This is a genomic window from Bifidobacterium oedipodis (assembly GCF_012932425.1).
Taxonomy (GTDB): Bacteria; Actinomycetota; Actinomycetes; order Actinomycetales; family Bifidobacteriaceae; genus Bifidobacterium; species Bifidobacterium oedipodis.
The window spans coordinates 317436-343317 of record NZ_JAAIII010000001.1 but is presented as its reverse complement, the minus strand read 5'-3'; the positions used below and the strand labels follow the sequence as shown (position 1 = coordinate 343317).

The 25882-nt window shown below is 57.5% G+C and carries 20 protein-coding genes; 6 read left to right on the top strand and 14 right to left on the bottom strand.

Annotated elements, in window-relative coordinates; translation table 11 throughout:
* Window positions 1–163: 163 nt before the first annotated feature.
* The 3 genes from G1C95_RS01410 to G1C95_RS01400 form a co-directional block, all read right to left on the bottom strand.
* Complete coding sequence (locus tag G1C95_RS01410; protein WP_169171148.1) at window positions 164–2461, bottom strand: DNA gyrase/topoisomerase IV subunit B; 2298 nt, start codon at window positions 2459–2461, stop codon at window positions 164–166.
* 295 nt (window positions 2462–2756) lie between these two features.
* Window positions 2757–4139 (bottom strand): RNA polymerase sigma factor, encoded by a 1383-nt coding sequence (locus G1C95_RS01405; protein WP_169171147.1) that lies wholly within the window; start codon window positions 4137–4139, stop codon window positions 2757–2759.
* 192 nt (window positions 4140–4331) lie between these two features.
* Window positions 4332–5174, bottom strand: a complete 843-nt coding sequence (locus G1C95_RS01400) for a DUF4192 domain-containing protein (RefSeq protein WP_240947364.1) — start codon at window positions 5172–5174, stop codon at window positions 4332–4334.
* Between the two features lie 229 nt (window positions 5175–5403).
* Between G1C95_RS01400 and G1C95_RS01395 the strand changes: the two genes are divergently transcribed.
* From G1C95_RS01395 to G1C95_RS01380, 4 genes are all read left to right on the top strand, one after another.
* Window positions 5404–6513: a polyprenyl synthetase family protein gene (locus G1C95_RS01395; protein ID WP_169171146.1), complete on the top strand. Its 1110-nt coding sequence runs from the start codon at window positions 5404–5406 to the stop codon at window positions 6511–6513.
* Between the two features lie 169 nt (window positions 6514–6682).
* On the top strand, window positions 6683–8932 hold the full coding sequence (locus tag G1C95_RS01390; RefSeq protein WP_169171145.1) for a Stk1 family PASTA domain-containing Ser/Thr kinase: 2250 nt from the start codon (window positions 6683–6685) through the stop codon (window positions 8930–8932).
* Between the two features lie 315 nt (window positions 8933–9247).
* Window positions 9248–9550: a type II toxin-antitoxin system RelE/ParE family toxin gene (locus G1C95_RS01385; RefSeq protein WP_240947363.1), complete on the top strand. Its 303-nt coding sequence runs from the start codon at window positions 9248–9250 to the stop codon at window positions 9548–9550.
* Complete coding sequence (locus tag G1C95_RS01380) at window positions 9547–9828, top strand: helix-turn-helix domain-containing protein (RefSeq protein WP_169171143.1); 282 nt, start codon at window positions 9547–9549, stop codon at window positions 9826–9828. The genes G1C95_RS01385 and G1C95_RS01380 overlap by 4 nt, the downstream gene beginning before the upstream one ends.
* 196 nt (window positions 9829–10024) lie before the next feature.
* On the opposite strand, the gene G1C95_RS01375 is transcribed toward G1C95_RS01380, so the two are convergent.
* Window positions 10025–10726: a lysophospholipid acyltransferase family protein gene (locus G1C95_RS01375; RefSeq protein WP_169171142.1), complete on the bottom strand. Its 702-nt coding sequence runs from the start codon at window positions 10724–10726 to the stop codon at window positions 10025–10027.
* Window positions 10727–10790: 64 nt separating this feature from the next.
* On the opposite strand from G1C95_RS01375, the gene G1C95_RS01370 reads away from it, so the two are divergent.
* Window positions 10791–11498, top strand: a complete 708-nt coding sequence (locus G1C95_RS01370; RefSeq protein WP_169171141.1) for a hypothetical protein — start codon at window positions 10791–10793, stop codon at window positions 11496–11498.
* Between the two features lie 139 nt (window positions 11499–11637).
* Here G1C95_RS01370 and G1C95_RS01365 read toward each other — a convergent pair whose 3' ends face one another.
* Window positions 11638–13098, bottom strand: coding sequence for a glycoside-pentoside-hexuronide (GPH):cation symporter (locus G1C95_RS01365; protein ID WP_205832654.1), 1461 nt, complete (start codon window positions 13096–13098; stop codon window positions 11638–11640).
* 289 nt (window positions 13099–13387) lie between these two features.
* Between G1C95_RS01365 and G1C95_RS01360 the strand changes: the two genes are divergently transcribed.
* Window positions 13388–14263, top strand: a complete 876-nt coding sequence (locus G1C95_RS01360; RefSeq protein ID WP_169171140.1) for a sugar phosphate isomerase/epimerase family protein — start codon at window positions 13388–13390, stop codon at window positions 14261–14263.
* 75 nt (window positions 14264–14338) lie between these two features.
* Here G1C95_RS01360 and G1C95_RS01355 read toward each other — a convergent pair whose 3' ends face one another.
* The 9 genes from G1C95_RS01355 to G1C95_RS01315 form a co-directional block, all read right to left on the bottom strand.
* The gene (locus G1C95_RS01355; RefSeq protein ID WP_169171139.1) at window positions 14339–14719 is read right to left on the bottom strand and encodes a glycerophosphodiester phosphodiesterase; all 381 of its coding nucleotides are present in this window, start codon (window positions 14717–14719) and stop codon (window positions 14339–14341) included.
* Window positions 14720–15060: 341 nt separating this feature from the next.
* Window positions 15061–16719, bottom strand: a complete 1659-nt coding sequence (locus G1C95_RS01350; protein WP_169171138.1) for a UxaA family hydrolase — start codon at window positions 16717–16719, stop codon at window positions 15061–15063.
* A gap of 100 nt (window positions 16720–16819) precedes the next feature.
* Window positions 16820–18397, bottom strand: a complete 1578-nt coding sequence (locus tag G1C95_RS01345; RefSeq protein ID WP_169171137.1) for a glycosyl hydrolase family 28 protein — start codon at window positions 18395–18397, stop codon at window positions 16820–16822.
* 71 nt (window positions 18398–18468) lie between these two features.
* Entirely contained in the window at window positions 18469–19512 is a 1044-nt protein-coding gene (locus G1C95_RS01340) for a LacI family DNA-binding transcriptional regulator (RefSeq protein WP_169171136.1), read from the bottom strand.
* Window positions 19513–19556: 44 nt separating this feature from the next.
* Window positions 19557–21689, bottom strand: a complete 2133-nt coding sequence (locus G1C95_RS01335; RefSeq protein WP_169171135.1) for a glycosyl hydrolase 115 family protein — start codon at window positions 21687–21689, stop codon at window positions 19557–19559.
* Window positions 21690–21738: 49 nt separating this feature from the next.
* The gene (locus G1C95_RS01330; protein ID WP_169171134.1) at window positions 21739–22419 is read right to left on the bottom strand and encodes a DUF624 domain-containing protein; all 681 of its coding nucleotides are present in this window, start codon (window positions 22417–22419) and stop codon (window positions 21739–21741) included.
* 116 nt (window positions 22420–22535) lie between these two features.
* On the bottom strand, window positions 22536–23855 hold the full coding sequence (locus tag G1C95_RS01325; RefSeq protein ID WP_169171133.1) for an ABC transporter substrate-binding protein: 1320 nt from the start codon (window positions 23853–23855) through the stop codon (window positions 22536–22538).
* A gap of 149 nt (window positions 23856–24004) precedes the next feature.
* On the bottom strand, window positions 24005–24904 hold the full coding sequence (locus tag G1C95_RS01320) for a carbohydrate ABC transporter permease (RefSeq protein ID WP_169171132.1): 900 nt from the start codon (window positions 24902–24904) through the stop codon (window positions 24005–24007).
* A complete protein-coding gene (locus tag G1C95_RS01315; RefSeq protein ID WP_169171131.1) occupies window positions 24897–25829 on the bottom strand; it encodes a carbohydrate ABC transporter permease in 933 nt (310 codons plus the stop codon). The genes G1C95_RS01320 and G1C95_RS01315 overlap by 8 nt, the downstream gene beginning before the upstream one ends.
* Between the last annotated feature and the right edge of the window lie 53 nt (window positions 25830–25882).

Sequence of the window (25882 nt, the reverse complement as noted above, 5' to 3'; positions counted from 1 at the left end):
CGTGCGGGAAGAGACTCATAAATTCGATGTTCATTCCCGCATAATGCAATATTGCACATTGAGCGCATATGGGTGAGGGCGTACATGTCTGCTGCATGTACGCCCTCACCCATATGCCCATATATCTCATGGACGGTTGCGATAATCGGTGATAGCCGTTCGATCAGGTGTCGATTTTGGAGCGGTCGAAATCGTCGGCGTTGTCGACGATGAACTGTTTGCGCGGCGGCACATCGTCGCCCATCAGCAGACTGAAAATCTCACTGGCCTGGGCGGCATCCTCCATGCGGATGCGGCGCAGCATGCGCGTGCGCGGATCCATCGTGGTGTCGGCCAGCTGGTCGGCATCCATTTCGCCCAGACCCTTGTAGCGCTGAATATCATCGGCATAGCCAATATGCTGACGGTCGAGTTCGGCCAGCTTGCCAGCCAATTCATCATCGGAATACGTGTAGATGTATTCGCCCTTGCGCGAGCCAGTCAGGGCGATGCGGTGCAGGGGCGGCACAGCAGCATACACGTAGCCGTGTTCGATCAGCGGGCGCATGTAGCGGTAGAAGAGGGTGAGCAGCAGGATACGGATATGCGCACCATCCACATCAGCATCGGTCATCATAATGACCTTGTGGTAGCGCGACTGCTCGATGTCAAAGCTTTGACCGGAGCCTGCACCCACCACCTGGATGATGGCCGCACACTCCTTGTTGGAGAGCATCTGCGTGATCGAGGCCTTCTGCACGTTGAGGATTTTGCCTCGAATCGGCAGCAACGCCTGGAACCCGGCGTTGCGGGCGGCTTTAGCGGTGCCGAGTGCGGAATCACCTTCAACGATGAACAATTCGGCCACATCGTCATTGCCAGGCTGGCAGTCAGAAAGTTTGGCCGGCATTGAGGCAGATTCGAGCGCGTTCTTGCGCCGGGTCACTTCCTTGGCCTTGCGCGACTGAATGCGGGCGTGCATTTCACCGACGATTTTTTCGAGCACACGGGCGGACTGATCCTTGAAACCGCGCTTGGAACCGGTAATCATCTCACCGAATTGCTTATCGGTGATGCGCGTGACGATCGGCTTGACCTGCGCGGTGCCGAGCACGTCCTTGGTCTGGCCTTGGAACTGCGGTTCTGCCACGCGAGCGGTGACCACAGCCACAAGACCCGCCTGAATATCGTCGCGCTCCACCCTCATGGCATTGTCTTTGAGATTCACCTTGAGCTTGCGTGCATTGTCCTCGACGGCTTTGCGAATCTGCTTGGTGATCGAATTCATGAAGCCATCGACGTGGGTACCACCACCGGGGGTTTCCACGATGTTCACGAAACTCATAATCGTGGTGTCGTAGCCGTTGACCCAGCGAAGCGCGATGTCGATGCCGCAGGTGCGTTCGATCTCCTGAGCGTGCAGCTCACCGCCAGCGCCTACAGCTTGGGTTTCTTCCTTGTAGGTGCCTTCGCCTTGGATGCGCCAGATGTCAGAGATAGGTTCGCCTTTGGAGAGGAAGTCGACGAAGTCCTTTACGCCGCCGGTGTGGCGGAATTCGGCAACACGCGGATGGTTCGGCTGCTTGCCAAAAGCGCCGTCGTCGATAGTGACGGAGGTGTTGGAGATGGAGGCCGCTTCGGTTGAAGTCTCCGAGGAGGCTTGAGATTCCTCGACTTCGCTCGGAATGACGGTGGAAAAACCGTCCATAACGGTAGTTAAGTCATCCGAAGCGGTGGCGGGAGCAACCGGCACAGTGGCAGAAGACTCTTCGGGGACGTTTTCGTCGACGATGGTAATTTTCAGGCCGGGCACCAGGAAGCTGGTTTGGCGCACACGATCGACAAGTTGTTCGTAGGAAAACTTCGCGGTTTTGTTAAAGATTTCAGGGTCAGCCCAGTATCGGATGCGCGTGCCGGTGGTTTTTGGCGACACCTTGCCGATAATCTCCAGCTCGGTCGGGCGGTTCTTGCGCGTGCGCTTGAACGGCGCATCGGGCGACGGATTGGCCGGATCAGCGTCCGAATATACGCCGGGATGCCCCTGATGGAAAGCCATGTGATGTGTCTGTCCATCACGATCCACTTCGACGTCGAGTCGGGAGCTCAAAGCATTGACCACGGAGGAGCCGACACCATGCAGACCGCCAACTGCATTGTAGGAAGAATTGCCAAACTTGGCGCCGGCGTGCAGTTTGGTAAGTACGACCTCCACGCCGGACAGACCGGTTTTAGGCTCCTTGTCCACCGGGATGCCACGGCCATTATCAGCTACTTCCACCGAGCCGTCGGTGTGCAAGGTCACCACAATGTCATCGCAGAAGCCGGCCAAGGCCTCATCAACCGAATTGTCGATAATCTCCCACAGGCAATGCATCAGGCCTTGCGAATCGGTGGTGCCGATGTACATGCCCGGACGTTTGCGAACCGCGTCCAAACCTTCGAGGACGGCAAGATCCTTTGCGCCGTATTCTTCAGTTGCCATAGCTCTCTATCTTGTGGGATGGGGTTGTAGGTGATGCCACGAAGCTTATCCCGTAGGCTTGCGGACGCTCACGGCCGAACGAATCATGCTGCGGCTCAAAAACCAGCAGTCGGCAGAGCCGACATAGCAAGAAATCGAGGATTCGTGACGGATAAAGATTCCGTTTAGTGGGACTTGTCTTTTGTTATAAGGATGGCTCCGCCGGGAGGAAAGCCCACTGGGCTTTCCTCTTTTCCGGCTCGCGCGAAAGCCGCTTGTGTTTTCCGAAGGAAAACGGCGGCTTTCGCAGCGGCTTTCACTGATCAAGGAAGTCGCGCAGCGTCTGAGAACGAGACGGGTGGCGCAACTTGGACATGGTCTTCGACTCGATCTGACGGATGCGTTCACGGGTCACGCCATACACGCGGCCAATGTCGTCCAAGGTCTTCGGCTGACCGTCTTCAAGACCGTAGCGCATCTTGATCACGCCAGCCTCACGAGGCGACAGTGTTTCCAGCACCTGCTTGAACTGCTCCTGCAGCAGCGAGAACGCAACCGCATCAGAAGGTGCGATAGCATCGGTGTCTTCGATCAGATCGCCGAACTCGGAATCGCCATCCTCACCCAGCGGGGTGTGCAGCGAAATCGGCTCGCGACCGTACTTCTGCACTTCCTGCACCTTCTCGACGGGCATGTCAAGCTCGCGTGCCAGCTCGTCAGGCGTAGGTTCACGGCCAAGATCCTGCAACATCTGACGCTGCACACGAGAAAGCTTGTTGATCACTTCGACCATATGCACGGGCACACGGATGGTACGCGCCTGATCAGCCATGGCTCGGGTGATGGCCTGACGAATCCACCACGTGGCGTAGGTGGAGAACTTGAAGCCCTTCTTCCAGTCGAACTTCTCCACGGCACGAATCAGGCCCAGATTGCCTTCCTGAATCAAATCAAGGAACAGCATGCCTCGACCGGTGTAGCGCTTGGCCAGCGACACCACGAGTCGCAGGTTGGCTTCCAGCAGATGATCCTTGGCCTTCTTACCGTCGGCCGCGGCCCACTTGAGTTCACGCTTGCGCTTGAACTCCATGCCTTCAGATTCGGTATCGAGCAGATGTTGGGCGTACAGGCCAGCCTCAATGCGCTCGGAGAGGTCAACCTCCTGCTCGGCGTTCAGCAGGCTCACGCGACCAATCTGCTTCAAGTAATCCTTAACCGGATCAGCAGTAGCACCGGCGGCGATGACGCGACGCTTCGGATTGCCCGAGGGGATGATGTTCTCTTCCTCATCATCCCTGTCAGACACCACATATGCGCCCTTTTCCTTGGGCTGCTCGGGAGCCTTGGACTTATCGTCCTCATCCTCGTCGTCTACATCCTCATCGGCATCAACGTCGTCGTCGAGGTCATCCTCATCGTCCTCGTCATCGACGTCATCAATGTCTTCGTCCAGATCGTCGACGTCAAGATCCTCGTCATCGACGGGAGCGTCATCGTCAAGCTCGTCGTCCTGATCAAGTTCGTCTTTGGCGAACTCCTCGTCCTTGGTTGGACGCTCGTTCTTCTTGGCAGCCGATCCGCGCGAGGTCTTCGCACCGGTTTTCTTGGCGGTGGACTTGGTGCTGGTCTTCTTCTTGGTATCGATCTGCTCGTCGGACTCGCTCGCCCGCTTGGTTGCCGTCGTTTCCTTGGTGGCCAAAACTGCTCCTTCTATCTCTCGCCGCGAAGCGTCTATACCACATGGGCCCACTTCTGGCAAGGGCAAATCGTCAACTATGTGAGTAAACCACTGTGTGCGGACGATTATTCCCATCGTGTTGCCTGAAAGCACACGGCATGACGGGCCTGCCACCGCCTTTAGCTAGCCGTCATACCGTGCGTTTTCGCGTATTCATTCGCTTTGCTCAATACACCATGCCGGAGCAAGCTGATGCTCACAGGCGCTGAAGATCATCGCTGCCAGCGAACATTCCCCATCCAGCACCAGACATTGCGCGGCGAACGCCTCCGATCTGGCATCGCCCATCCACCACAACGCATAGGCGATAATCGCCAACGGCTGCACACAATAGGGAACGGGAACCGCTTCGGCCAGATCGATCAAAATGTCGATGCCGGTCATGCAGCGTTCTCTGTCTGGGGCAAGGCCTTCGTCCCAGAAGGCCGCTGTCAGCAATTCGCCCATCCGCTGTTTGGCATGCACCAGATGAGGCCTCGCCGCAAACTCGATCAACTGACTTTTTGGGCAGCGTCTCTCATCGATGATCAGGGAAAGAATCAGGGCGTCGCGTATCGACAATGTTTCGGCCATGCCTACCGCGAAGGCCGCCATGTCTTCACCCTCAAGGTGCGATTCACCTGTATCGAGACAGGCCAACCACGAGTCCAAGGGGCCATCAACCCAATCGGCGTCGGCCAATGGGGCACCGCGCTCACGCCGATCCTGACGGAACGCACGGGCAAGCATTTCCAGATGTTCACGTTCGAAATAGCTCTCCTGATAGTTCTTCTGATGCTCATCCCGAGAATCCTTCTGATTGCATCGCCGTGGTCGTTCACGTCCAGATGGTTGGGCTCGCCCAGTTGGCATGCTATCCGCAACCTTGCGTTCGTGCCGCGCACGGGCATTTTCGGGATTACTCTTGCGCTCCCTGTTTTCAGGGCCTGCAGCCGCGCACGTTTTCTTTCGCTGTTCACCTGCCCGCGTCTTGCGCGTATTGTGCTGTTGTCCCATGGTGTCCTCCTTGACTTGAGTGTGCTGTTTGCAGTTGCCGCCAATGCCAACGTTGCCTTGCCTATGTGCGAAGCTCAGGCGATGCAAAAGCCTCCCACATGGGCATATGTTCACTATGCATGAAAGCCTTGTGATGCGAGGCCTGGAGCGACCTATGTGGAGAGAGCTTCACATCCCACTATTTCCAATGGTCTTGCGGTCATCACAACCTGTGGATAAGTTATAAGGCATGTGGATAACCTCGAATGACCGCGAAGCCATCGAACCGCGCATCCTGGAACTGGTGCGCGAACTGGCCTCCGCCCCTGACACCGACCCTGTATCGCAAGCGCTGCAACCTGTGCTTAATCAGGTCGTCGATCAAGCCGTCCAGTCCAGTCAGGGAGGTAAGCGTCTGCGCGCGTTGCTCGCGCTTGCTGCATTCGATGCGTTGCATGCCGGCAACCATGTTGAGCACGCCAATGAATACACCGATGTCGACGAGCGCAGCGCTATGGTCGATCTTGCCTGTGCCATCGAGGTATTCCAGACCGCGGCATTGGTACATGACGACATCATTGATGAATCGGATTTGCGCCGTGGCAAACCATCAGCCCACTGTGCCTTGGAAACGGCAGTGCACAGCCAGTCCATCGGTCGTGGTCTCGGCTTGATGCTTGGCGACGTTTTAGCTACGGCCAGTATCGAGATAGCTAGGCGTGCCGCCCACAACCTGACCAACTCGGATGCCATCGACGAGGCATTCCTGACCATGCAGCGTGAAGTTGAAATCGGTCAGGTGTTGGATTTGGCCGTGGAAATGACCTCGCTGGACGACTCACAAGCTTTGGTTGATGCGTCACTTAATGTGTTTCGTTGGAAAACCGCCAGTTACACCACCATTGCTCCGCTGCTGTTCGCCCTTCTTGCCTCAGGAATACCCGCAGCGCAAGCCAAGGCCCATGCGCTGGCCATCGGCAGGCCGCTCGGTCTTGCGTTCCAGTTGGCGGATGATCTGCTGGACGTCACCGGTTCGAGCCAAAACACCGGAAAACCCATCGGAGGAGATATCCGTGAGGGCAAACGCACCGTGCTGCTAGCCGACGCACTCGAATATGCCAATGCGCCCGAACGCCGCGAATTGGCCGGCATGTTCGAACAAGACGAGCGCAACGGCCAGAAGGTGGCACGCGCCATCGAATTGTTCTCGTCCACTGGTGCCATCGAACGCTCCCGCGAACGCATCCGCACACTATGGGCCGAATCGAATGCCGCCATCAGCCAATTAGGGCTCGAAGCCGACGCCGAACAGCATCTGCGTGAAGCTTGCGCCCGTTTTATCCCGGAAGCATTACGCTAGCGTTTGTTCGAGAAAAATGCTCCAACGATTGCGGCGGCCATCATCAATCGGCGGGCGCGCCGACGTGAAAACCTTGCGCCTTGCCGCAGCAAGAAACGAATGCCGTAGCCGGCGACATGTACACTTAGGCGTTGTTCAGCAGTGATTCCAAGGAACCGTATACACAGTCATGAGTGAGACCTCGAATGAGCCCCAGACCCACGCCCCGCAGATGATCGAGGGGCGGTATCGCATTGTGCGCAATATCGCCGAAGGCGGCATGGCCACCGTCTATGAGGCGGTGGACGAGCGGCTTGGCCGCACCGTGGCGATTAAGGTGATGCACACACAGCTGGCAAAAGGCCCTCACCGTGACCAGTTCGTCGAGCGATTCCGTCGCGAAGCCAATTCTGCAGCCGCTATCGCCAACCCTCATATCGTGCAGGTGTATGACACCGGCGAATATAACGGCCTTGACTTTCTGGTGATGGAATATGTGCATGGCGTCAATCTGCGCCATGAAATGAACGTGCAGGGCACTTTTTCCGTGCGCGAAACCCTGCGTGTGATTGCCGAAACGTTGGATGGCCTCTCCTCCGCGCATCGGGCCGGCGTGGTGCATCGCGACATCAAGCCGGAAAACATTCTGATCAACGACCGCGGCCATGTGCAGATCACCGACTTCGGCCTTGCCAAAGCCGCCAGCCAAGCCACGCTCAGCTCCACCGGTATGCTGCTAGGCACCGCCGCCTATCTGGCACCGGAAATGATCGAACACAATCAGGCCACCGCCCAGGGTGACCTGTATTCCGTCGGCATCATGGCGTGGGAAATGCTGGCTGGCAAGGTGCCGTTTGATTCGGATAATCCGGTTACTCTGGTGTTCAAGCATGTGCATGAGGACGTACCCTCACTGCAAACTGTCTGCCCCGGCATTGATCCGGTTGTTGCCGGATTCATCGCACATCTTACGGCACGTGCCGTCGACGCCCGACCTGCCGATGGCGCAGAAGCGGCCGACGAGTTACGTCGAGTCGCTGCGAAATTGTCTCAGGAAGCTTGGCAGTATCGCAAGCTCGAGATTGCCGAATCCTCCAAACCCGACGATCTGACCGTTCCGGCGTTGGTCGGCGTTATCGGAGCATCCAACGCGCCGCGAGTCGTTGGAGAACACCAGCCATCTGCGGAGCCGTCGCACTCAGATACCTCTTCGCAGCAGCCCACGCAGCCGCCTGTGCCACCAGTGGCACCCACTGCAGTGTTTGATGCCTCCAAGCTATCCAACGCGAATGGTGCGAACGCTGACTCAGACTTTACGCAAATGCTGCCGAACGTTCCCAACGACGCACAAACTCAGGCGCTGAATCAGAACCAGGATGCATTCACCCAAGCGTTGACACTCGACGGATCCCCCATCGAACCGGAAATTGTCGATGCCGGCAATGGCCCGAAGTCCAAGCGCCGCAAAAAGGTAACCATCATAGTGATCACTATTGTGATTACCGCGCTCATCGCCACCATCGGCGGCACCGGCTGGTGGTGGTATTACCGGGGTCCCGGCAGCTATTGGAACGTGCCCCAGCCTCAGGATATAACCTGCACGGAAGGTACCAACTGTTCTCTTGCCGGCGCGGATTGGGCAACCTATGAAAGCACGTTGAAAGTGGCAGGCATCCCCTACACGACGGTCGAAGACAATAGCGACATCATTGATGAGGGCAAGGTCATCTCCGCAACGGTTGATGACAAGGCCGTGTATGTGGACAGCCGCATCGGCAAGCGCAGCGGCCAACAGTTGACCATCACCATATCCAAGGGTGTGAAGTCTGCCACCATTCCCAGCAATATCCTTGACTCCGCCACTCCGCTGGACGATTTGAAGAACGCCGGCTTCGACAATATCAAGCACGACGACTCCACGGATCAGTATTCGATGGACAAGGCCGAGGGCACGCTGCTGAGCATCTCCCCCGACCCCGGCACCACACTCAAGCACAACGACGAGGTAACCGTGTCGCTGTCCAAAGGTCTGATGCCGGTGACCATGCCGAATATTGTGGGCAAAACGCAAGATGAGATGCAGGCATCGTTCGATGAGCTGAAGCTCACCGCCAACGTCACCGAGCAGTTCGACGATAAAATTCCCGCAGGTGAGGTTATTTCCGCATCCCAAGATGCCGGAGCGCAGCTCAAGTGGGGCGACAGCGTGGATGTAGTGGTCTCCAAGGGCCCTGAAACCACGGTGATGCCCAACGTGGTGGGCAAGCAATATGACGAGGCCGCCAAGCAGTTGGAGGCGCTCGGGTTCACAGTTAAGAAGTCCGCGCCGCTGGGCGATCTCACTCATCAGGTGCGCATCCAAAGCCCCAAGGCCGGCGAGACGGTGCGCCTGCGCGACGAAAACGGCACCCCCACCGTTATCACCCTCACCGTGGTGTGAGGCACAAGCACCTACGGAAGCTGAAATAGTAGCTATATCGCCTTCCGTAGGTGCTTGTCCTGTAATTGCGCGTCATCACCCAACATCTGATTTTCACATATTTGCTACATCATGTGGATAACTGACGAAGTACTCTCCACATTCCTTGTTCCACTTGACTCTATCGATAGTGATTCTCTAGCGTTGATTCATCTCACAGAACGCTGAGCAACGCAGCTCACCCTATAGAAAGCGAGAGCAAGTATGCTATCATCTGATGCAATACCGAAAGCGAGGTTCACATGGATAAAGCGCGCGGATGGATCAAGCGAATTCATGGACTTTCTGGAATCCATCGACGTAAAAGCACGAGCAAAGCTGCTCGCACGCATCGAGGCAATTGAAATCCACGGCATCGAAATCGCCACTCGCATGCAGTGGGTCAAAAAACTGGAGTACAACCTCTTCGAAATACGTGTGCAGCTGTCCGGCAACCAGTATCGTTCGCTGTATTTTCAATCCACCGGAAATCAGTACGTTATCACCCACGGTTTTTCTAAGAAAACTCAGAAAACACCCAAGCAAGAAATAATTCATGCGCGTCATATGCGTGACACATGGCAAGGAAACCCACAATGACAGAAATAGAACAACTCATCACACATTATTCCCACAGCAACCCCACATTCAAGCAGGAGTATGCACAAGAGAAGGAACGTCTTGCAGCAGCTGTCGCGCTTATGGAGCTACGAGAACAGGAGGGACTTTCCCAACGAGATTTGGCCGAGAAAGTCCATAAGCCACAATCAACCATCGCCCGCATCGAGTCGGGAAAGATGAATGCCACGATAGGATTACTGGAACAGATTGCCGCAGCACTCAACAAAAAACTGCGTATCAGTTTCGTCGATGCGTAATATTCTGCGGCAACAACTGGTCGATATGCATTTCAAACTGAAACATCAACCATGAGCTTAATGCAGAGACGCTCAACACCACAGACAACACCCAAATCACCAATACCTACGATATGGGGTGGGGCGAGACCTCATAATGGCCTCGCCCCACCCCACATCAATTTGAACCTATTGAAGCAGTGACGCTCTACGCTACTTATGCTTCCGACGCGGCTTCTTGCTGGGCTTTGATCTCGGCTTTGATCTTCTGCGCGTATTCGGGCACGTATTCCTGGCCGCTCATCTGCTGGATGGCAGCGGTCACGCGATCGGTGAGCTCGCGAAGATCATCATGGGTGATGTCTTCGGCGGCCTTCTTCGACACTTCGATTGGCTTACCGTACAGCACCTTCGTTTTGCCCTTCTTCGGGATGGAGGTGCCGATCGGCTGCAGCAGGTCGGAGCCAATCAACGCGGTGGGCACAATCGCGCAGCCAGTTTCAAGCGCCAGTCGCGCGGCACCGGTATGGCCCTTGTACAGGCGACCATCGGGGCTGCGAGTGCCTTCGATATGAATGCCGAACAGGTGGCCGTCCTCAATGATTTCGCGAGCGTGTTCAAGCGCCCCCAGCGACTTGTTGCCGCCGGAACGGTCCACGGGGAATACGCCCACAGAGGTGAACCACCATTTCTTGAACTTGCCTTTGAGCCCCTTGCCCTCAAAGTATTCGGCCTTGCCCATGAAATGCACCATGCGCGGGCAGGTGATCGGAATAAGCGCGTCGTCGATGACGGCCAAATGATTCGCGGCGATAATGGCACCGCCCTCACGCGGGATATTGTTCAGCCCAGTGACCGAGGGTCCAAGCCGATGACGGGCGATGGGGCCGAACACCTTCACGAAGAACCAGTAGAGCACCTTGCTCCCTCCCCTCAGGCGTGGCGTCGCCGGTTGGGCTGCCGCCTGATTACAGTTGAGTATTATGACCGAGAACCACAATAGCAACGCGAACGACGAGCAGCCAACCCCCACGCCGGATGACGGGCAGTCTCACGCTTCTGATTCCGCGACGCCATCCTCCCCCGCGCAGTCAATGCATGGTGATGTAAACGACCTTGATAAGGCCTGGGCTGCGTTCGAAGAGGCGCACAGGGATGATTTGAAGGATGTGGCTTCATCCAAACAGGCCCGAAAGTTCGAGAAGCAAGCGCAGCGCCGAGAAAAAGAGGCGCTGTTGCACGTCGAGGATCTTGATCTTGGCACGTTCACCGATGATGCGGTGCCCCTGCGCGAACGTATTCGCCGTCGCGGCAAGGCATCTTCCACCTCCAACTCTTCCAACGCCGGCACATCCCAAGCCAGCAGCGCAAGCGCGAACCAGTCCGGCCCCCGCGATTTCACCGGTTCCAGCTGGCTTGATGCCGACGATGTTATGGACCGCTACGGCGATGATTTCGTACCGCCGAATCCTCAAATCGGCCCGGTGAACACATCCAAGCTGGTGTTCTGGATTCTATTGCTTGTTGGTGTATTCGGATTGATCGCCTCGGTTTTTGTGCCGCCGTTGGCCGCTCTGCTCGGCACTATATTCGGCCTGTGCACCCTGCTGGGCGCCGCTGGCCTGATCATTCGGCATAAGGGACACAGCCAAACGCGACGCGACGAATTCGACGACGGTGCTCGCGTATAGTTGCTTCTCTTAAGCTATGGCCGTCTGTAGCAAATAACTACTAACACGGTGAGGCCCCGGAATTATGCATGGCAATTGCACTGCATAACTCCGGGGCCTCACTGTTACTGCACGTGGAAATGTGGATGGGAAACTCGATTTATTCGCCGAGATTGCCCTTCTCCCAACGACCTTCGTCCAGATCCTTGGCGATTTCACGGAATTTGTTGTCCGAGATGCCGTACAGCAGGAACAGGATCAGCATCGCCATGAAGAGCGCGACTGCCGGATACAAGGTCATTGCGCCCTTGATGCCCGCCAGCGTTGCTTCGGACTGTTCCTGATTGGCGACGTAGCCGGTGACCGCAAGGATGCCACCGGTGATGACGGCGGCCAGCGACTGAGCCAGCTTGCGTGAGAAGTTGAATGCGGCCACGGTCACGCCTTCCTTGCGGATGCCCGTGTGCCATTCGCCGTAATCGATCACGTCGTTGACGAATGCCCACGTGATGCCGTTGGGGATGGCCAGGCACACGTATCCGATGGTGACAAACACGATGAACGTGACCAGATTGGTCGGCAGCAGGAAGTTGATGAGGTTCGCCGCAGCGCCCACAACAAAGCAGACGATGGCGACCGGCTTCTTGCCGAAATGCTTGACCAGCCACGGAATGGACAGCACGGCGACCACCGAGCAGCCCATCTGGATGAAGTTGATCACCGGCTGAAGCCCCTGGTTGCCCAGATTGTATTGCGCGAAGTACAGCATCATCGCGTTGTTCGTGTTCATCGCGGAGATTGTGAACAGCGTCATCAGGATGATCGCCAGCAGTGGCTTGTTGGTGAACACCACCTTGAGATATGCGCCAACGCCTTCCTTCTTGCGGCTGCCGGTCTTCTGGCGGTTGATCTTGATATGTTCCTTGCAGTTGAAGTATGTGACGGCGAAGCAGCCCACACCCAACGCGGCCATAATGCAGGCCGCGACGGCGTAACCATGGAAGGTGGTGACGTTGCCATCCGAGTCGGAGAACAGCATGACGATCGGGATGAACGCCACGCCGGTGATCCACTGGGCACCCAGCGAGCCAGCCTGGCGCGTGGTGGCCAACTGCGCACGCTCATCCACGTCGCGGGTCATTACGTTGGCCAAACCCACATAAGGCAGGTTGGTGAAGGAATACACTGTGCCCCAAGCCATATATGTAACGAAGGCGTAGACGATGCGCAGCCACATCGGAAAGTCCGGCATGGTGAAGGTGACGATGGTCAATATCGACAACACGATGGCGCCGACCATCATCACCGGGCGGAATTTGCCCTTCGGGCCGACTTTGCGAGCATCAACAAACACACCCGCAATCGGATCCATGAACGCGTCGTAGATTTTGGTTACTGCGAAAATCACACTGACGATGCCAGGGGCGATCAGCGCCACGTCAGTGTAGAACTTCGTCAAATAAGCCTGCCCCAGATCGAACATGAAGCCGTTGCCCAAATCGCCGAAGCCGTAGGAGATTTTCTCCCTCCAGCTGAGCTTGTCATTTTTGGGTGCTGTACCGGCCCCTGTTTGCCCGTTCGTTTCAGCCATGGATGAAACATGACTCTTCACTGCGGTCATGATTGTTCCCTTCTGTTGTTGCCGAAGCGTTTCCGCCATTCGCCATTGAAATGGTGACGTGTGTCTCAACCCCGCGTCTTACGGCAACTCACCTCAGGCGCGGAACGACGAAGACTTCTCGCTGTCTGTACCACAATCGGTCTCAGCGAACCGCATAACTGCCAAAACCGGTTTTAGTATGGTACTGTTGCCAAATTCACATAATCTTGTTGCCAGAAGTTGTCGTGGGACGGCGGCGTTCTATATGCGGACAATCTATGGCGGCAATCATGAGCAGAAAGGCGAGTCGATGACGATTAATTTTGGTGCGCGAGGGCATGACGTGACGAGCGGCCGAACCCCTGAACTGTTGGCCCAAGGATTGGCCGACTACGGGGCGCATAATGTGCAACTCGCCTTGGCCAAGTCTTTCCCCGATATGCCTTCTGGTGCCCGTGACATTAATCCTGGCATGGGTTCGTATATCCGCCGCGCGCTGTCGGCGAAAGACGTGGATATCGCGGTAATGGGCTGTTATTTCAATATGACGCACCCGGATGAAAACGTGCGCGAAGCCGGCCTGTGTAAGTTCGAGGCGTATCTGGCCAACGCACGCTTCTTTGGCGCGCCTGTGGTCGCCTCTGAAACAGGTTCCATTGATGCGGTGCCGGGTGGATTTACCGAGCGTAACTTCACTGAGGCAATGTATGGCAAAGCCCTTGCCTCAATTCGCCGTCTCGTGGCGTTTGGTGAACGTGTCGGCACCATTGTGGGCATTGAGCCGGGGGCGAATCATCCCATTTATGACATAGCCACAACTGAGCGACTGATTGCTGACGTGGATTCGCCGTTTCTGGGCATTGTGTTCGATGCGACCGCATACACCAGCCCGAATGGTTTAACCGTGAATGACGGCGACCAAGTGGATGTGACGCGTAAGGCTTTCGAACGCTTCGGCGATCGGATTGTGGCCGTGCATATTGATGATTTCACGTTGGCGCCGTCTGATGAGTACGCGTGCGGCACATCCATCCGTCGCTGCAATGTGGATGAGGGACAGATGGATGTGCAATCCATATTGCGCATTGTCGCGGCCAAACGTCCGCTGGCGCCTGTCATCCTTGAGCACACCGTTGATGAGGCCATTGGCCGCACCGTCGAACGCTACGGCAGCCTTGCTGCATGATGCGTACGACCCTGGTGCGGCCTTAATACAAATTATTGTTTACTCGCCTTGTGCTTTGAGGCGACAGGGCGTTGTTTAGTACGGCTGGTTAGCGTGGATGATGATGCCACGCTCGTGCTTCAAAAACTGGCGGGCGGATTCGCGGTCGATGTCGTGGCCGCGCTCAAGGCTGTCGTAGACCACGGCGGTTTGCGCGCCACGGCTGAGCGTGAGGAACGCGGCATGTGAGTCCCATCCGTCCTGGGCCACGCCCATGGTCGGCTCCCACACGTAGCCGTAGCCGGCTGCGTTGCAGTATCCGTTGAAGGGCAGCCCCCAGGCGTGGTGAGCTTCGAGTTCTTCGGCGAAGGCTTCGGCTTCGGCGAGTTCGGCGTCGGTGACGCCGGCGGCTTTGGCCAGTTCGACGGCATGGGCGTGATCGTAGCCGGAATCCTCCGGCGCAATGGGCAGCGGCATGTTATGCGTCCTTTCAATACAACCATTGAAAAAGTTTCCAGATGACAACCTACTCGCCATCCGCAAACTTCACATCACGTTGCCCACATTTACATTCCACCTTTGCCGGCACGCGTTATGCAATAACGTTTGCAAACGCGTGTGTCCTCGCACGTCTCGAAACGAAGGCGTATTGACATACGTCGAGCTGAGAGAAAGTGCGAGGACGCTCCGTTTGTGAACGTTATTCGGCTTGCCGAATAAGCCGTACGGCTGCGCGCGGTATCGGAGCGTGCCGAAACGAAGGCGTATATGTATACGTCGAGCTTCGGCTAAGCCCGATAACGCGCCATCCGTGCGGATTATTCGGTGGGACCGTCTTTGAAGATGACCGTCTCCTGCATCGCATTCTTCTCGTTATTGGTCCGTCGCCCGTTGACAACCTCCAGCACCAGCTTGCGGAAATCTTCGTCGACCACGGAGGCGGGCTCGTCGAGCAGACGGCCGGCGTTGAAGTCGATCCAGCGCTTCTTCTTTTCGGCGAGGGGCGTGTTGGTGGCGACTTTGATGGTGGGTACGAAGCAGCCGAACGGGGTGCCGCGGCCGGTGGTGAAGAGGATGAGGTTGCAGCCGGCGGAGCCCTTGGCGGTGGTGGAAACCATGTCGTTGCCCGGCGTCTGCATAAGGGACAGGCCGTTGCGCTTGATGCGGTGGCCGTAGAGGATCACGTCTTCGACTTCACACTTGCCACCCTTGCGGATGCAACCAAGCGACTTGTCTTCGAGAGTGGTGATGCCGCCAGCCTTGTTGCCCGGCGAGGGATTGTCGGAGATGATTTCGCCGTATTTGCGGAAGTGGCCTTTGAAGTTGTTGATCAGGTCGACGATGTCGTGGAACACGCCTTCGTCGCGTGCTTGGCTCATGAGCACGGTTTCGGCACCGAACATTTCGGGCACTTCGGAGAGCACGACGGAGCCGCCTTGGCTGACAAGCCATTCGGCGAAGCGTCCGACCATGGGGTTGGCGGTGATGCCGCTCATGCCGTCGGAACCGCCGCATTCGACGCCGACTTTGAGCTCGTTCATGGGGATGGGCTCGCGGTGGTCGTTTTTGGCGGCTTCGTTGAGTTCTTCGAGCAGGTCTGCAGCGCGGTCGAATTCGTCCGGCTCATCCTGGCAGATCATGGTTTTGACGCGGGTTTCGTCAATGCCTTCGAGTCCGGCTTTGAACAGTGCCATCTGGTTGTTTTCGCAGCCGAGGCCGACGACGAGCACGCCGCCTGCGTTCGGATGCTCGACGATGCCGCGCAGTGTGTTCTGGGTCCATTCGAGGTCGCCTCCGAGCTGCGAGCAGCCGTAGGGGTGGCGGGCCACAATTACGGAGTCGAAGTTGCCGTTGCCATTGTGGCGGGCGGTGAACATGCGCGCCATGGTGGCAACAAGGCCGGAGATGCAGCCGACGGTGGGCACGATGTACAGGTCGTTGCGGATGCCGACTTTGCCGTTGGAGCGACGATAGCCTTGGAAGGTCATGGTGGGCTGACCTGGCTTGACCGTGTCGTCGGTAGGCTCGTAGGTATATTCGAGGTTTGCGCCGAGGTTGGTGGCGATGTTGTGGGTGTGCACCCATTCGCCGCGTTTGATGGGCTGCTTGGCACGGCCGATGGCGAAACCGTATTTGATGACGTTCTCGCCTTCGGGCACGTCAACAAGTGCAATCTTGTGGCCTCGCGGCACGTCTTCGAGCACGGTGACGGGGTCATTGCCGTCCACCTCAACCGTTTCACCTGCCTTGATGGCACGGGCTGCGACGCACACCATATCGCCTTTGGCGAGGAAGATGGTGTCGCGACCGGACTTTTCGGGCAATTCGGCGATATAGTCATGGTCCTTGCCGAAGCCGTCACCACAGGTGCGGATGAAACCGCCGTTGTCGGCGGGCAGGTCGGCACGCACGTCGGCGCAGGCGTCCTTAGGAGCCGAGGTTGAGGAATATTCAGAAGTAAGCTGCTCTGCGTTCATAACTCATATGTTAGAAAAAGTCAATACCTAAAAATCCTTTTGTTGCCACACGTTGTTTTTGCAAACAACCTATGGCAACAAAATCGTGCAACAACAGTGACTATTCAGCGGACGTAAAGGAATGATCCACGTCGGTAACCGGACTGCTGCCTGCGCACAAACCTTCGAAACGTACGTCAGCGCAATCACACAACTCGATACGAGCGCTGCCGTGTTCAACGCCGCCGAGCCGGCAATCTTTGATCGTAATGTTGTGTGCTTCATGCCCCGGCTTGTCAAAGCCTTTGACCATTATCGCAACGCTGGGGCATACGTCACCGTTCTCACCCCATCGCCAGCCCATCACACGCAGTCGTTCGAAACGGAAGTCTTCGAAATACGGCTGATCCGGACCGGCGATGCCATCGTCGTTGTAGCCGACGGCGTGAATAGTGATGGCGGATACCGCGCAGTCCATTACGCGCACGTCGCGCACGTAACCACCGCGTTTGGGCGTGCCCTTGATGTGGATGCCATAACGGGATCGGGAGATGTCCGTGTCCCACACGCGTACGTCTTCGACACCGCCGCTCATCTCCGATCCGATGGCGATGCCGTGGCCTCCCGTAGCTGTGCAGGAGAAAATGCGCACGTGGCGAGTCGGACGGTTGATGGCGTTACCTTCCGGATTCTTGCCGGATTTGATGGCTACCATATCGTCGCCAGTGTCAAAAAGGGTGTCGAAGAGCACACAATCCTCGCTGGAGTCCGGATCCCATCCGTCGCCGTTCCACACGCCGCGGGAGCGGATGGTTGCCCCATGCGTAATGATGCGCCGTGAGTAAATGGCATGGATGTTCCAACTGGGGCCCTGCGAAAAGGTCAATCCGGACAGTTCGACATTCTCGGCGTTCGAAATATTGACCAGCCGGCCTCGCACCCGGCCGGGAATCGTATCCGAATTCTCGCATGTGGCGATGTAATCGGCCATGGTCTCCAGCCTGTCGGCCATCAGCTTGCGTTCACGCTCAATGGTGGCACGCATCAGTGCCACTCCCCCGCCGCGGATTTCACCGTCACCGGACAAACGCACATTACGGGTGGTGGGGGCGGATTCATGGTCGAGATAGCCGATATTGATCAGGCTTGCGTAGCATTCGCATTCCGTGCCTTCGAAACGGCTCCAAATGCGCGGCTCATAATCCTGTGGTCGTGCGGATCCTTGCAGCACGCCGCCGGCAAGCACATGTAGTTCGCTGTCTGAATGCATGCGCAATGCTCCGGTAAGGAACACACCTGCGGGAATGACGACGCGCGAGGTGGCATCGCAGTCGTCCAATGCCTGCTGAATGGCAGCGGTGTTCATGGTGTGGCCGTCGCCCACGGCGTTGTACGGCGGCAGGGACACATCAATATCTCGCTTGGTGCATTCCGTAACGAACCGACGTTCGCCCACGATTCGCGTTTCGCCCGACGTATTTTCCCTCACGCATACGGTTACCCGATACTCGTGTTCCGGCAGCAATCCCGTGATGGTGGCAAAGGTATGGCGAACGTGCGCGGCATCGGCTCCGTCCACCATCACCGTGTATTCGGTGTCCGCTCCAAGATGCTCAGGTCTATCCCAATACACGGTAAGCGTCGTGTCGGTGACGCACGCATCGAACATGTTTATAGATTCGGACGTCGGTTCAACCATGTCTGTCTCTCCGTTGTATCTATTGCGTATGGATGCGACGCCATCGGTTATGCATATGATCGGCGTGTGAATCAGACCGCCGGTGCGTTGGCGCCGCGGAAATCGACGGTGGTGTCTCGCGTGGTGACGTGGTCGGATCGCACGGCGACGACCTGTTGCGGTCGGTTCGGGTGCTCGATGCGATCGATCAGCATGTGTACGGCCTGCATCGAAATCTCCCGAGGACGCTGCGAGAGGTTCGACGGATGAACGTCGAACGAATCGATTTTGGAATCAGGGCAGATACTGATCAATGTCAGATCACGGCCGGGCTTCAGATTCCGCCTGGCCAAGGCATCCATGCAATCCTTGGTCGCACGCGGCTGACGGGTGATCACCGCCAGCCGGTCGGGAATATGCTCGCAGACCGCATCCATCGCGGACTGCACATGGTCACGATCAAACGCCATGACATCGAACGACATGCCGTGGCCGGCGCAACGCTCCCGCAATGTCGCGTACATACTCGGAAACAGGATGTACTCGCTGGTCTCCGACGGTTCCTCATCCAAGAACAGCACGGCACCATGACCGAATCCGGCCAGATAATCCGCGATGACAACACCAGCACTTTCATAATCGAAGTAGATGACGTCTAGCCCGTGATCATCATCAGTCTTACCGAACACCACCGTAGGCAAACCGATCTGGGCCGCCACGGGGATACGTTCATCATGCTGCTTGATATCCATCAGGATGAATCCGTCGCAGATGTTGCGCCCGTCCATGCGGCGCAGACTGTCGGGATCGGCTTTGGTGGTGTTGAGGATCACGTCGTAGCCTTGCCGGTAGGCCTCTTCGATGATGGAGGTCAGATATGGTGCCACGTCTGAAGCATCCGAAGAATAATCCAACCGTTCGATAAGGGTGATGAGATTCGTACGTTGTGTGCGCAACGTACGCGCACTGGAATTCGGATGGTAGTCCAGCGTGGCCATCGCCCGTTCGATACGCGCACGGGCGTCATTCGACACCGGCCTGCTGCCGTTCATGTAGTACGACACCGTGCTTTGCGCGACACCGGCCAGCTTGGCGACATCCCTACTGGTCGCTTTGCCGCGAGTTCCCGTCGACATATCGTGTTCACCCCACCTTTTGGTCGATACGTATCAGCCACATTCTAGTCAACGCGTCTGTACATGGCCTCGGTTCCGGCATCCTCCCATTTGACGAGCATGGCGTCAAACAGCTCGTCATCGGTCAGATGATTCTCCAGATTGAGCAGTGTGGTGACCTTCGCCTCCTCACGACTATAGATGAAGTCGCGCTGCCACTGGTAGAAATGCGGCCCGTCGCCCATGGTGCGCAGGAACGCCATCAAACCAGACACGACCCATGCGCTTTGCGCCACGTCGGTCAGGCACTCGTTGGCGTAGAAGCCATGCCACCTGCCATGCTCGCGCGACAGCATCGCCTTGCGTGCCCGTTGGAATTCCCTGCGGGCCAATCCGGCATGCCAGAACGCCTGCTGCCATTCGGATTGCAAACCGTCGCGCAACGCCTCGCACACCAGATGGGTGGCTTTGCAGCAATGGGCGTAGATACGCGTATGCAGTGCAATGGAATCGTCAAACAATCGCGCCGCGTGATCCGTCATGCCGTCTGCGGTGGCGATATTGCGTTTCCCCAACGTGTCGTAGCGTTCCATGCCTGAAACGGCTGCCTTGTCGACGATGCCGATCTGTTCGATCAATGGCCTTTCTCCGGTCGCCCAGATGAGGTCGGAGCATGGAGCCGTGCGGTCGCGCATGAACTGGGTGATCAGTTCACGCGGCCCATGATTGAAATACTGTTCCGCCGCATGCTCGTCCCAATGCTCGCCGAAGGGTACAGCCGCATCGAAATACGCCTGATAGGCCCCGGCCACCATGCACGCATCGGATTCGCCGTAATAGGTGGCCGCAAAATCCCATGTCTGTTGATCGGCAATGGATTGGCACGCGGGGTCGATGGCGTTCCGCGCGCAATCGGTATCGGCAGCCGCCGCCTGTGCGGGCGCTCCCCCACGCCATAGTCGTGCGATCAGGTCGAGGTAATACGCATGCGGTTTGACGTTCGACGAATTGACGACCCAGAACGCATCTCCGCCACGAGCCAACACGGCACCCAACTCGCGGATGATATGCGCCGGCTGGTTGGGCAGCGTGGTGATATGGTTGGCGGCCTGCAGATCGTAGAACGAAGCGTGATAGTAGATGCCCTGCGCGCCATGGTCGTTTGGGTTGGGCATGGCGTCGACGCGCGGATTGTGATTGCCTTGACGACGGGTGACCATGCGTCCGAAGCCGTTGTCGGACCAGATTTTGATCACGTCATCCGGCAGATTGAGCATGCCTTGGCGATACAGTTCCAAGGTCTCGCCATACAAGTAGACGCAGCAGCGTGCGGCAGGATCGGATTCCAACACCATCGCACGCTGGAGACGGATGATCTCGCTCATCAGTGCGCCGCGCTTCTCGTCGGTGTCATAGGAGGGGTCCGCGCACCAGAACGGGGAATCGCCTTGACCGCGGAATCCCACGTTCCAAATCACATGCTGCCCGGCATGCGCCGCCAATGATTCCCTCCATAATCCGATGAACAGATCCTTATGCTCGTCCCAGGAAGGGTTGAAGTCGGGATAGGCGGATGAGAACAGGCGCGCGCCCAACGGTTCCGCGTGATGCTGCGCGATTTTGAGGCCTCGGGCTACAGCGGCGACGGCATGTCTGGCGGAGTTGTTGCCGGTTCCGGGGATGACCATATTGCCGCCGCAACGCAGCAACGCCTCAAACACCATCTGCCATGGCAGGTCGGGATCATTGTCCAAAGACCATCCCATCAGCAACACTTCATCGTTGACGAACCATCCACGCTCGGCAACCGCGAAGGGTTGCGATTCGAAGCGGTAATCGTCCGGAACTTCGACCGCACCAGCATGGGGCGGCCGCCAATCCATCCAGAACCATAGATCGGGCACGCCCAGCAGCTCGCGGCTGATGTGGTACAGGCCGTAGATGAATCCGAAATCGTCGCCTGCCGAAATAGCCAACGTTCGGTTCTCGGCATCGGCAGTGATGCGGAACATGCCTTCACAGGGGAACGAATCATCCTTCAATGCGATGCGTACGACATCCGCCGTCGCGCTGTTTTCGCGCGTATCATCGGCGAATCCACATACCGCGGCCAGATCGCGACGCACATCGGCGGCAGCGACGCACACCGACGGGGAACGTCCATCCGTTTCAATGATGGCGCTGGCATCAATCAACATGGTTTTATCCTCATAACTTGAAAGAACATACAAATCAAAACAACGTCGGCTATCTCAGCACCAACGCAGCCATACCTTCTTTGGACATCACCGTGCCCGCAAGTCCAATCAGGCTCAATCCGAACAAAGGAAGAACAGCAATCGTCCACGGCAGCAGCACGACACCCACCGCCAGTACGACCACATCGAACACCACAACCAGCAGACTGGACTGGAATCTCGCCATCACCAGCAGTGCCGCGTTACGCCATACCTGTGAGGCCCGCAATGCAGTGCCCGAAACCATGGCGAACACATACGCGCCTGCCACGAATCCCCATACCGTGAATATCGCGCAGATTCCCGCGAAAGCGACGCCCATCGATGAATCGAGGCCAAGATAAAAGCGCACACCGATCACTGCAACCAGCATCGTCACGCAGTATGGCGCTCCGACGACGTATGCGCGCTTCCACAGCTTCCTCCATGCGGACCGATAGTCGCGCCAGACGAACACCATGCGACGCTCGGCCACCATGCCCAGCACATCGGTCATCGCCGCCAACGCAACCGGAATGGTGACGATGGGAATGCAGGAGATGACGAACAGCACATTGAGTTTGACCAGCACCCATGGATACGCGCATACCAGATGGCCGAACAGACGAATCCCAGTCAAGGGCCTGGCAGCACTCTCCTGTTGGGAGAGGCTCGGTTCAGGTGGATTCACGATGCGATCGGTGAAATTCATGCTATCGTCTCCTTCGCCGTTTCGGGCTCCGCTGGCCGGATAGATTCACAGGTGGATGTTTGATGGCACTGGGGCGGGACCATGGTTGCCGTGATCCCACCCCAGGAGTTCATGCATCAGGCGGATGCGATTGCCGTGTTGAGCTCGCTGATCATGGCCTTGGCAGCATCGGCGGCCGACTGCTCGCCGAACATCACCTTCTGGTTGTAGCGAGCGATGATCTTATCGAGATCGGAGGCACCATTGGGGGTGATGGACGGGGCATCGCCGAGGGTGTCCTCAATCTGGGCGGGGAAGTCCAGAGCCTGCTTGTCGGTACCGGTGGAGGTCTCGGCGAGGATCTCGCGAATCGAGTTGTTGGAGGGAATGCCGCGGTCGGTGCCAAGGGTCTTGCCGACCTCTTCGTTGTTCAGCAGATAGTCGACCAGCATGGCAGCCTCGGCCGGATGCTTGGACTGCGAGGACACCGCCCAATACATACCGGGCTTGAGATAGCCGTACTTGTTGGAGGGATCGTCGTTCGGCATGGGCACCAGGGTCATGTTGTCTGTGCCGGCAGCCTTGGCATAGGTGCTGATCTGGGTGGACTGCGTGAAGATCATCGCCTGCTTGTTGGTGGCGAAGTCGGACTGGTCCAGGGTTCCGGAGGCCTGTTCGGCCTGATGGTCCGGCGTGCCGGCGATCGGATCATCGCCATGGGTCCAGTCATAGGCCATTTGCAGGTACGATGCCAGCGCATCCTCCGAAATGGAGACCTTGCCGTCCGTGAAGAGATTCTCACCTTGCTGGCGCGCCCACAGCTGCAGGGTCATGCCGTTGTTCAGCGGCGCGATGCCCACGGTCTCGCCGTTCGAAGCCTGCACGACCTGCTTGGCGAAGGCGATGAGGTCATCCCATGTCCATGCGGAGGTGTCCGGAACGGTCAATCCCAGCTTTTCCACGACGTCATTGTTGATCACCACGCCGAAGGCGGTGGACGAGATCGGGGCGGCGTACTGCGTGCCGTCCACTTTGCCCATGTCCTTCAATGATTCGTCCATGCCGTCGAGCTTCAGATACTCGCTGGTCTTGTCCAAATCGAGCAGCGAACCCTGCGAGGCGTACGAGGCGAGGTAGAGCTCGTCCATCTGCATCACGTCGGGCGCGTTCTTGCCGGCGTTCTCGGTGGCGAGCTTGTCCCAATAGCCGGACCAGTCGTTGTAGGTGGTCTCGACATTGATGTTGGAGTGCTCCTTCTCGAACGCCTTGATGGCATCCTCGGTGATCTGGACGCGGGTGTCGGATCCCCACCAGCTGATGCGGATGGTGACGTCTTCGTCCGAGGCCTTCACTTCGGCTCCGCCAGTTACGGACGTGCCTCCCGCGCATCCGGCCAGCGCCATCGAGGCGGCTGCGACGGCAGCGGCTGCGGTGATCCACTTCTTCATGGACTTCATGGTTGACTCCTTATTATTGATTTGGGTTATCGGCTTTCGCCGGCTGGTTGTCGAACGCTCAGCGCGTTCCGTTGCTTGATGACGCCGCACGGATGCGAAACACCACTTCGTCGTTCCGTTCCACCGCTCGCGTCGGATCCTTCCCTACCTCACTTTCCTCCAGTGGTGGCAATGCCTTCCACCAGATATTTCTGGCCGAAGCAGAACACGATGAACAGCGGGATGATGGACAGCACGCTCATGGCGAACATCGGGCCGTAGCTCGACTGGCTGGTCGCATCGATGAAGTTCCTCAACGCGATCGGCACCGTGTATTTGGCCGGATCGGTCAGATAGATCAGCTGGCTGAAGAAGTCGTTGAATGTCCACATGAAGGTGAACACGGCGGTGGTGCCGATGGCGGGCTTCATCAACGGAAGCAGCCCCTGGAAGAAGATGCGGATGTGGCCGGCGCCGTCGATTTTGGCGGCTTCGTCGAGGTCTCGCGGAAGACCGCGGATGAACTGGTAGAACAGGAAGGTGAAGAAGCCGTCCATCGCCAGGAACTTCGGCAGGATCAGCGGCACATAGGTGTTGATCAGGCTCAGATTGTTCCAGATGATGTACTGCGGAATGATCACCACGTGCACCGGGATCATCAGCATCAGCAGCATGAATCCGAACATCAGGCCGCGGAACTTGAAGTTGAGGCGGGCGAAGGCGTAGGCCGCCATCGAGCAGGTAAGGATGTTGCCCACGATGGCGAAGGCGACGATGATGAACGAGTTGAGGAAGTACTTGCCGAAGCTGTAGCTCAGCGCGTTCCAGCCGTCCACGTAATTGTGCCATTGCGGGTCGGAAACCCACAGACCCATGTTGGTGAAGATCTCGGAGGGCTTCCTCAGGCTGGAGGCGACCATCCACAGGATGGGATAGAGCATCAGCAGCGCGAAGGCGAGCACCACGATCTGCTTGATGGCCTGCAGGACGATCCTGCGAACCTTATGGTCCTCATGGACGGGAATGGACTGGGCCGAGACTGCGTCGGCGGCGATTGTTGCATTAGTCATCGTAGTGCACCCAATACTTCGAGAGAGCGAAATTGATTACGGTCAGCACGGCGACGATGATCACGAGAATCCATGCCATGGCGGCGGCATAGCCCATCTTCATCGATCCGAAGCCCTGCATGTACAGATACAGTGTGTAGAACAGCGTCGCGTCATTGGGGCCGCCGGTGCCGCCGGAGACGACGAACGCCTGGGTGAAGGTCTGGAAGCTGTTGATGATGCTCATCACCAGATTGAAGAAGATGATCGGGCTGAGCATCGGCAATGTGATCGACAGGAACTGACGCCACTTTCCGGCACCGTCCACACTGGCAGCCTCGTACAGCTCACGCGGAATCTGGCGAAGACCGGCCAGGAAGATCACCATCGGCGAACCGAACTGCCAGATATGCAGCACCATCAGGGTGCCGTTCGCAGTGGCGGTGTTCGCGATCCACGACTGGGTGACATCCAAACCGAACAGTCCCAATGCCTGGTTGAACAGACCATCGGAACCGAAGACCATCTTCCACAGCACCGCGATGGCCACGGAGCCACCCAGCATGGAAGGCAGGTAGAAGGCCGAGCGGTAGAAGGTCAATCCCCTCATGCCCCGGTCAAGCACCACAGCCAGCGCGAGTGCGGCGATCAGCTGTAGCGGCACCGAGATGATCACGTAGCTGAAGGTGACTTTCAGGGATTGCAGATAACGCGTGTCCTGCAGAAGAGTCGCATAATTCTGCAGTCCGACGAACTTCGGGCTGGTGAGCATGTTGTATTTGGTCAGCGACAGATACAGCGAGATCACCATGGGAACGAAGGTCAGGCACACCGCACCGATGAGCCAAGGGGCGAGAAAGCCCAGAGCCGGCTTGGTATCCGTGGCCTTGTCCTTTGCCTTGCCGCGATTCTTGAGCAGCACGGCGAATTCACTTGCAGCGCTCACGATTCGCCTCCTTCATACCAGACGCTGCGGCTGTTAGAGCCGCAACCGGCGCG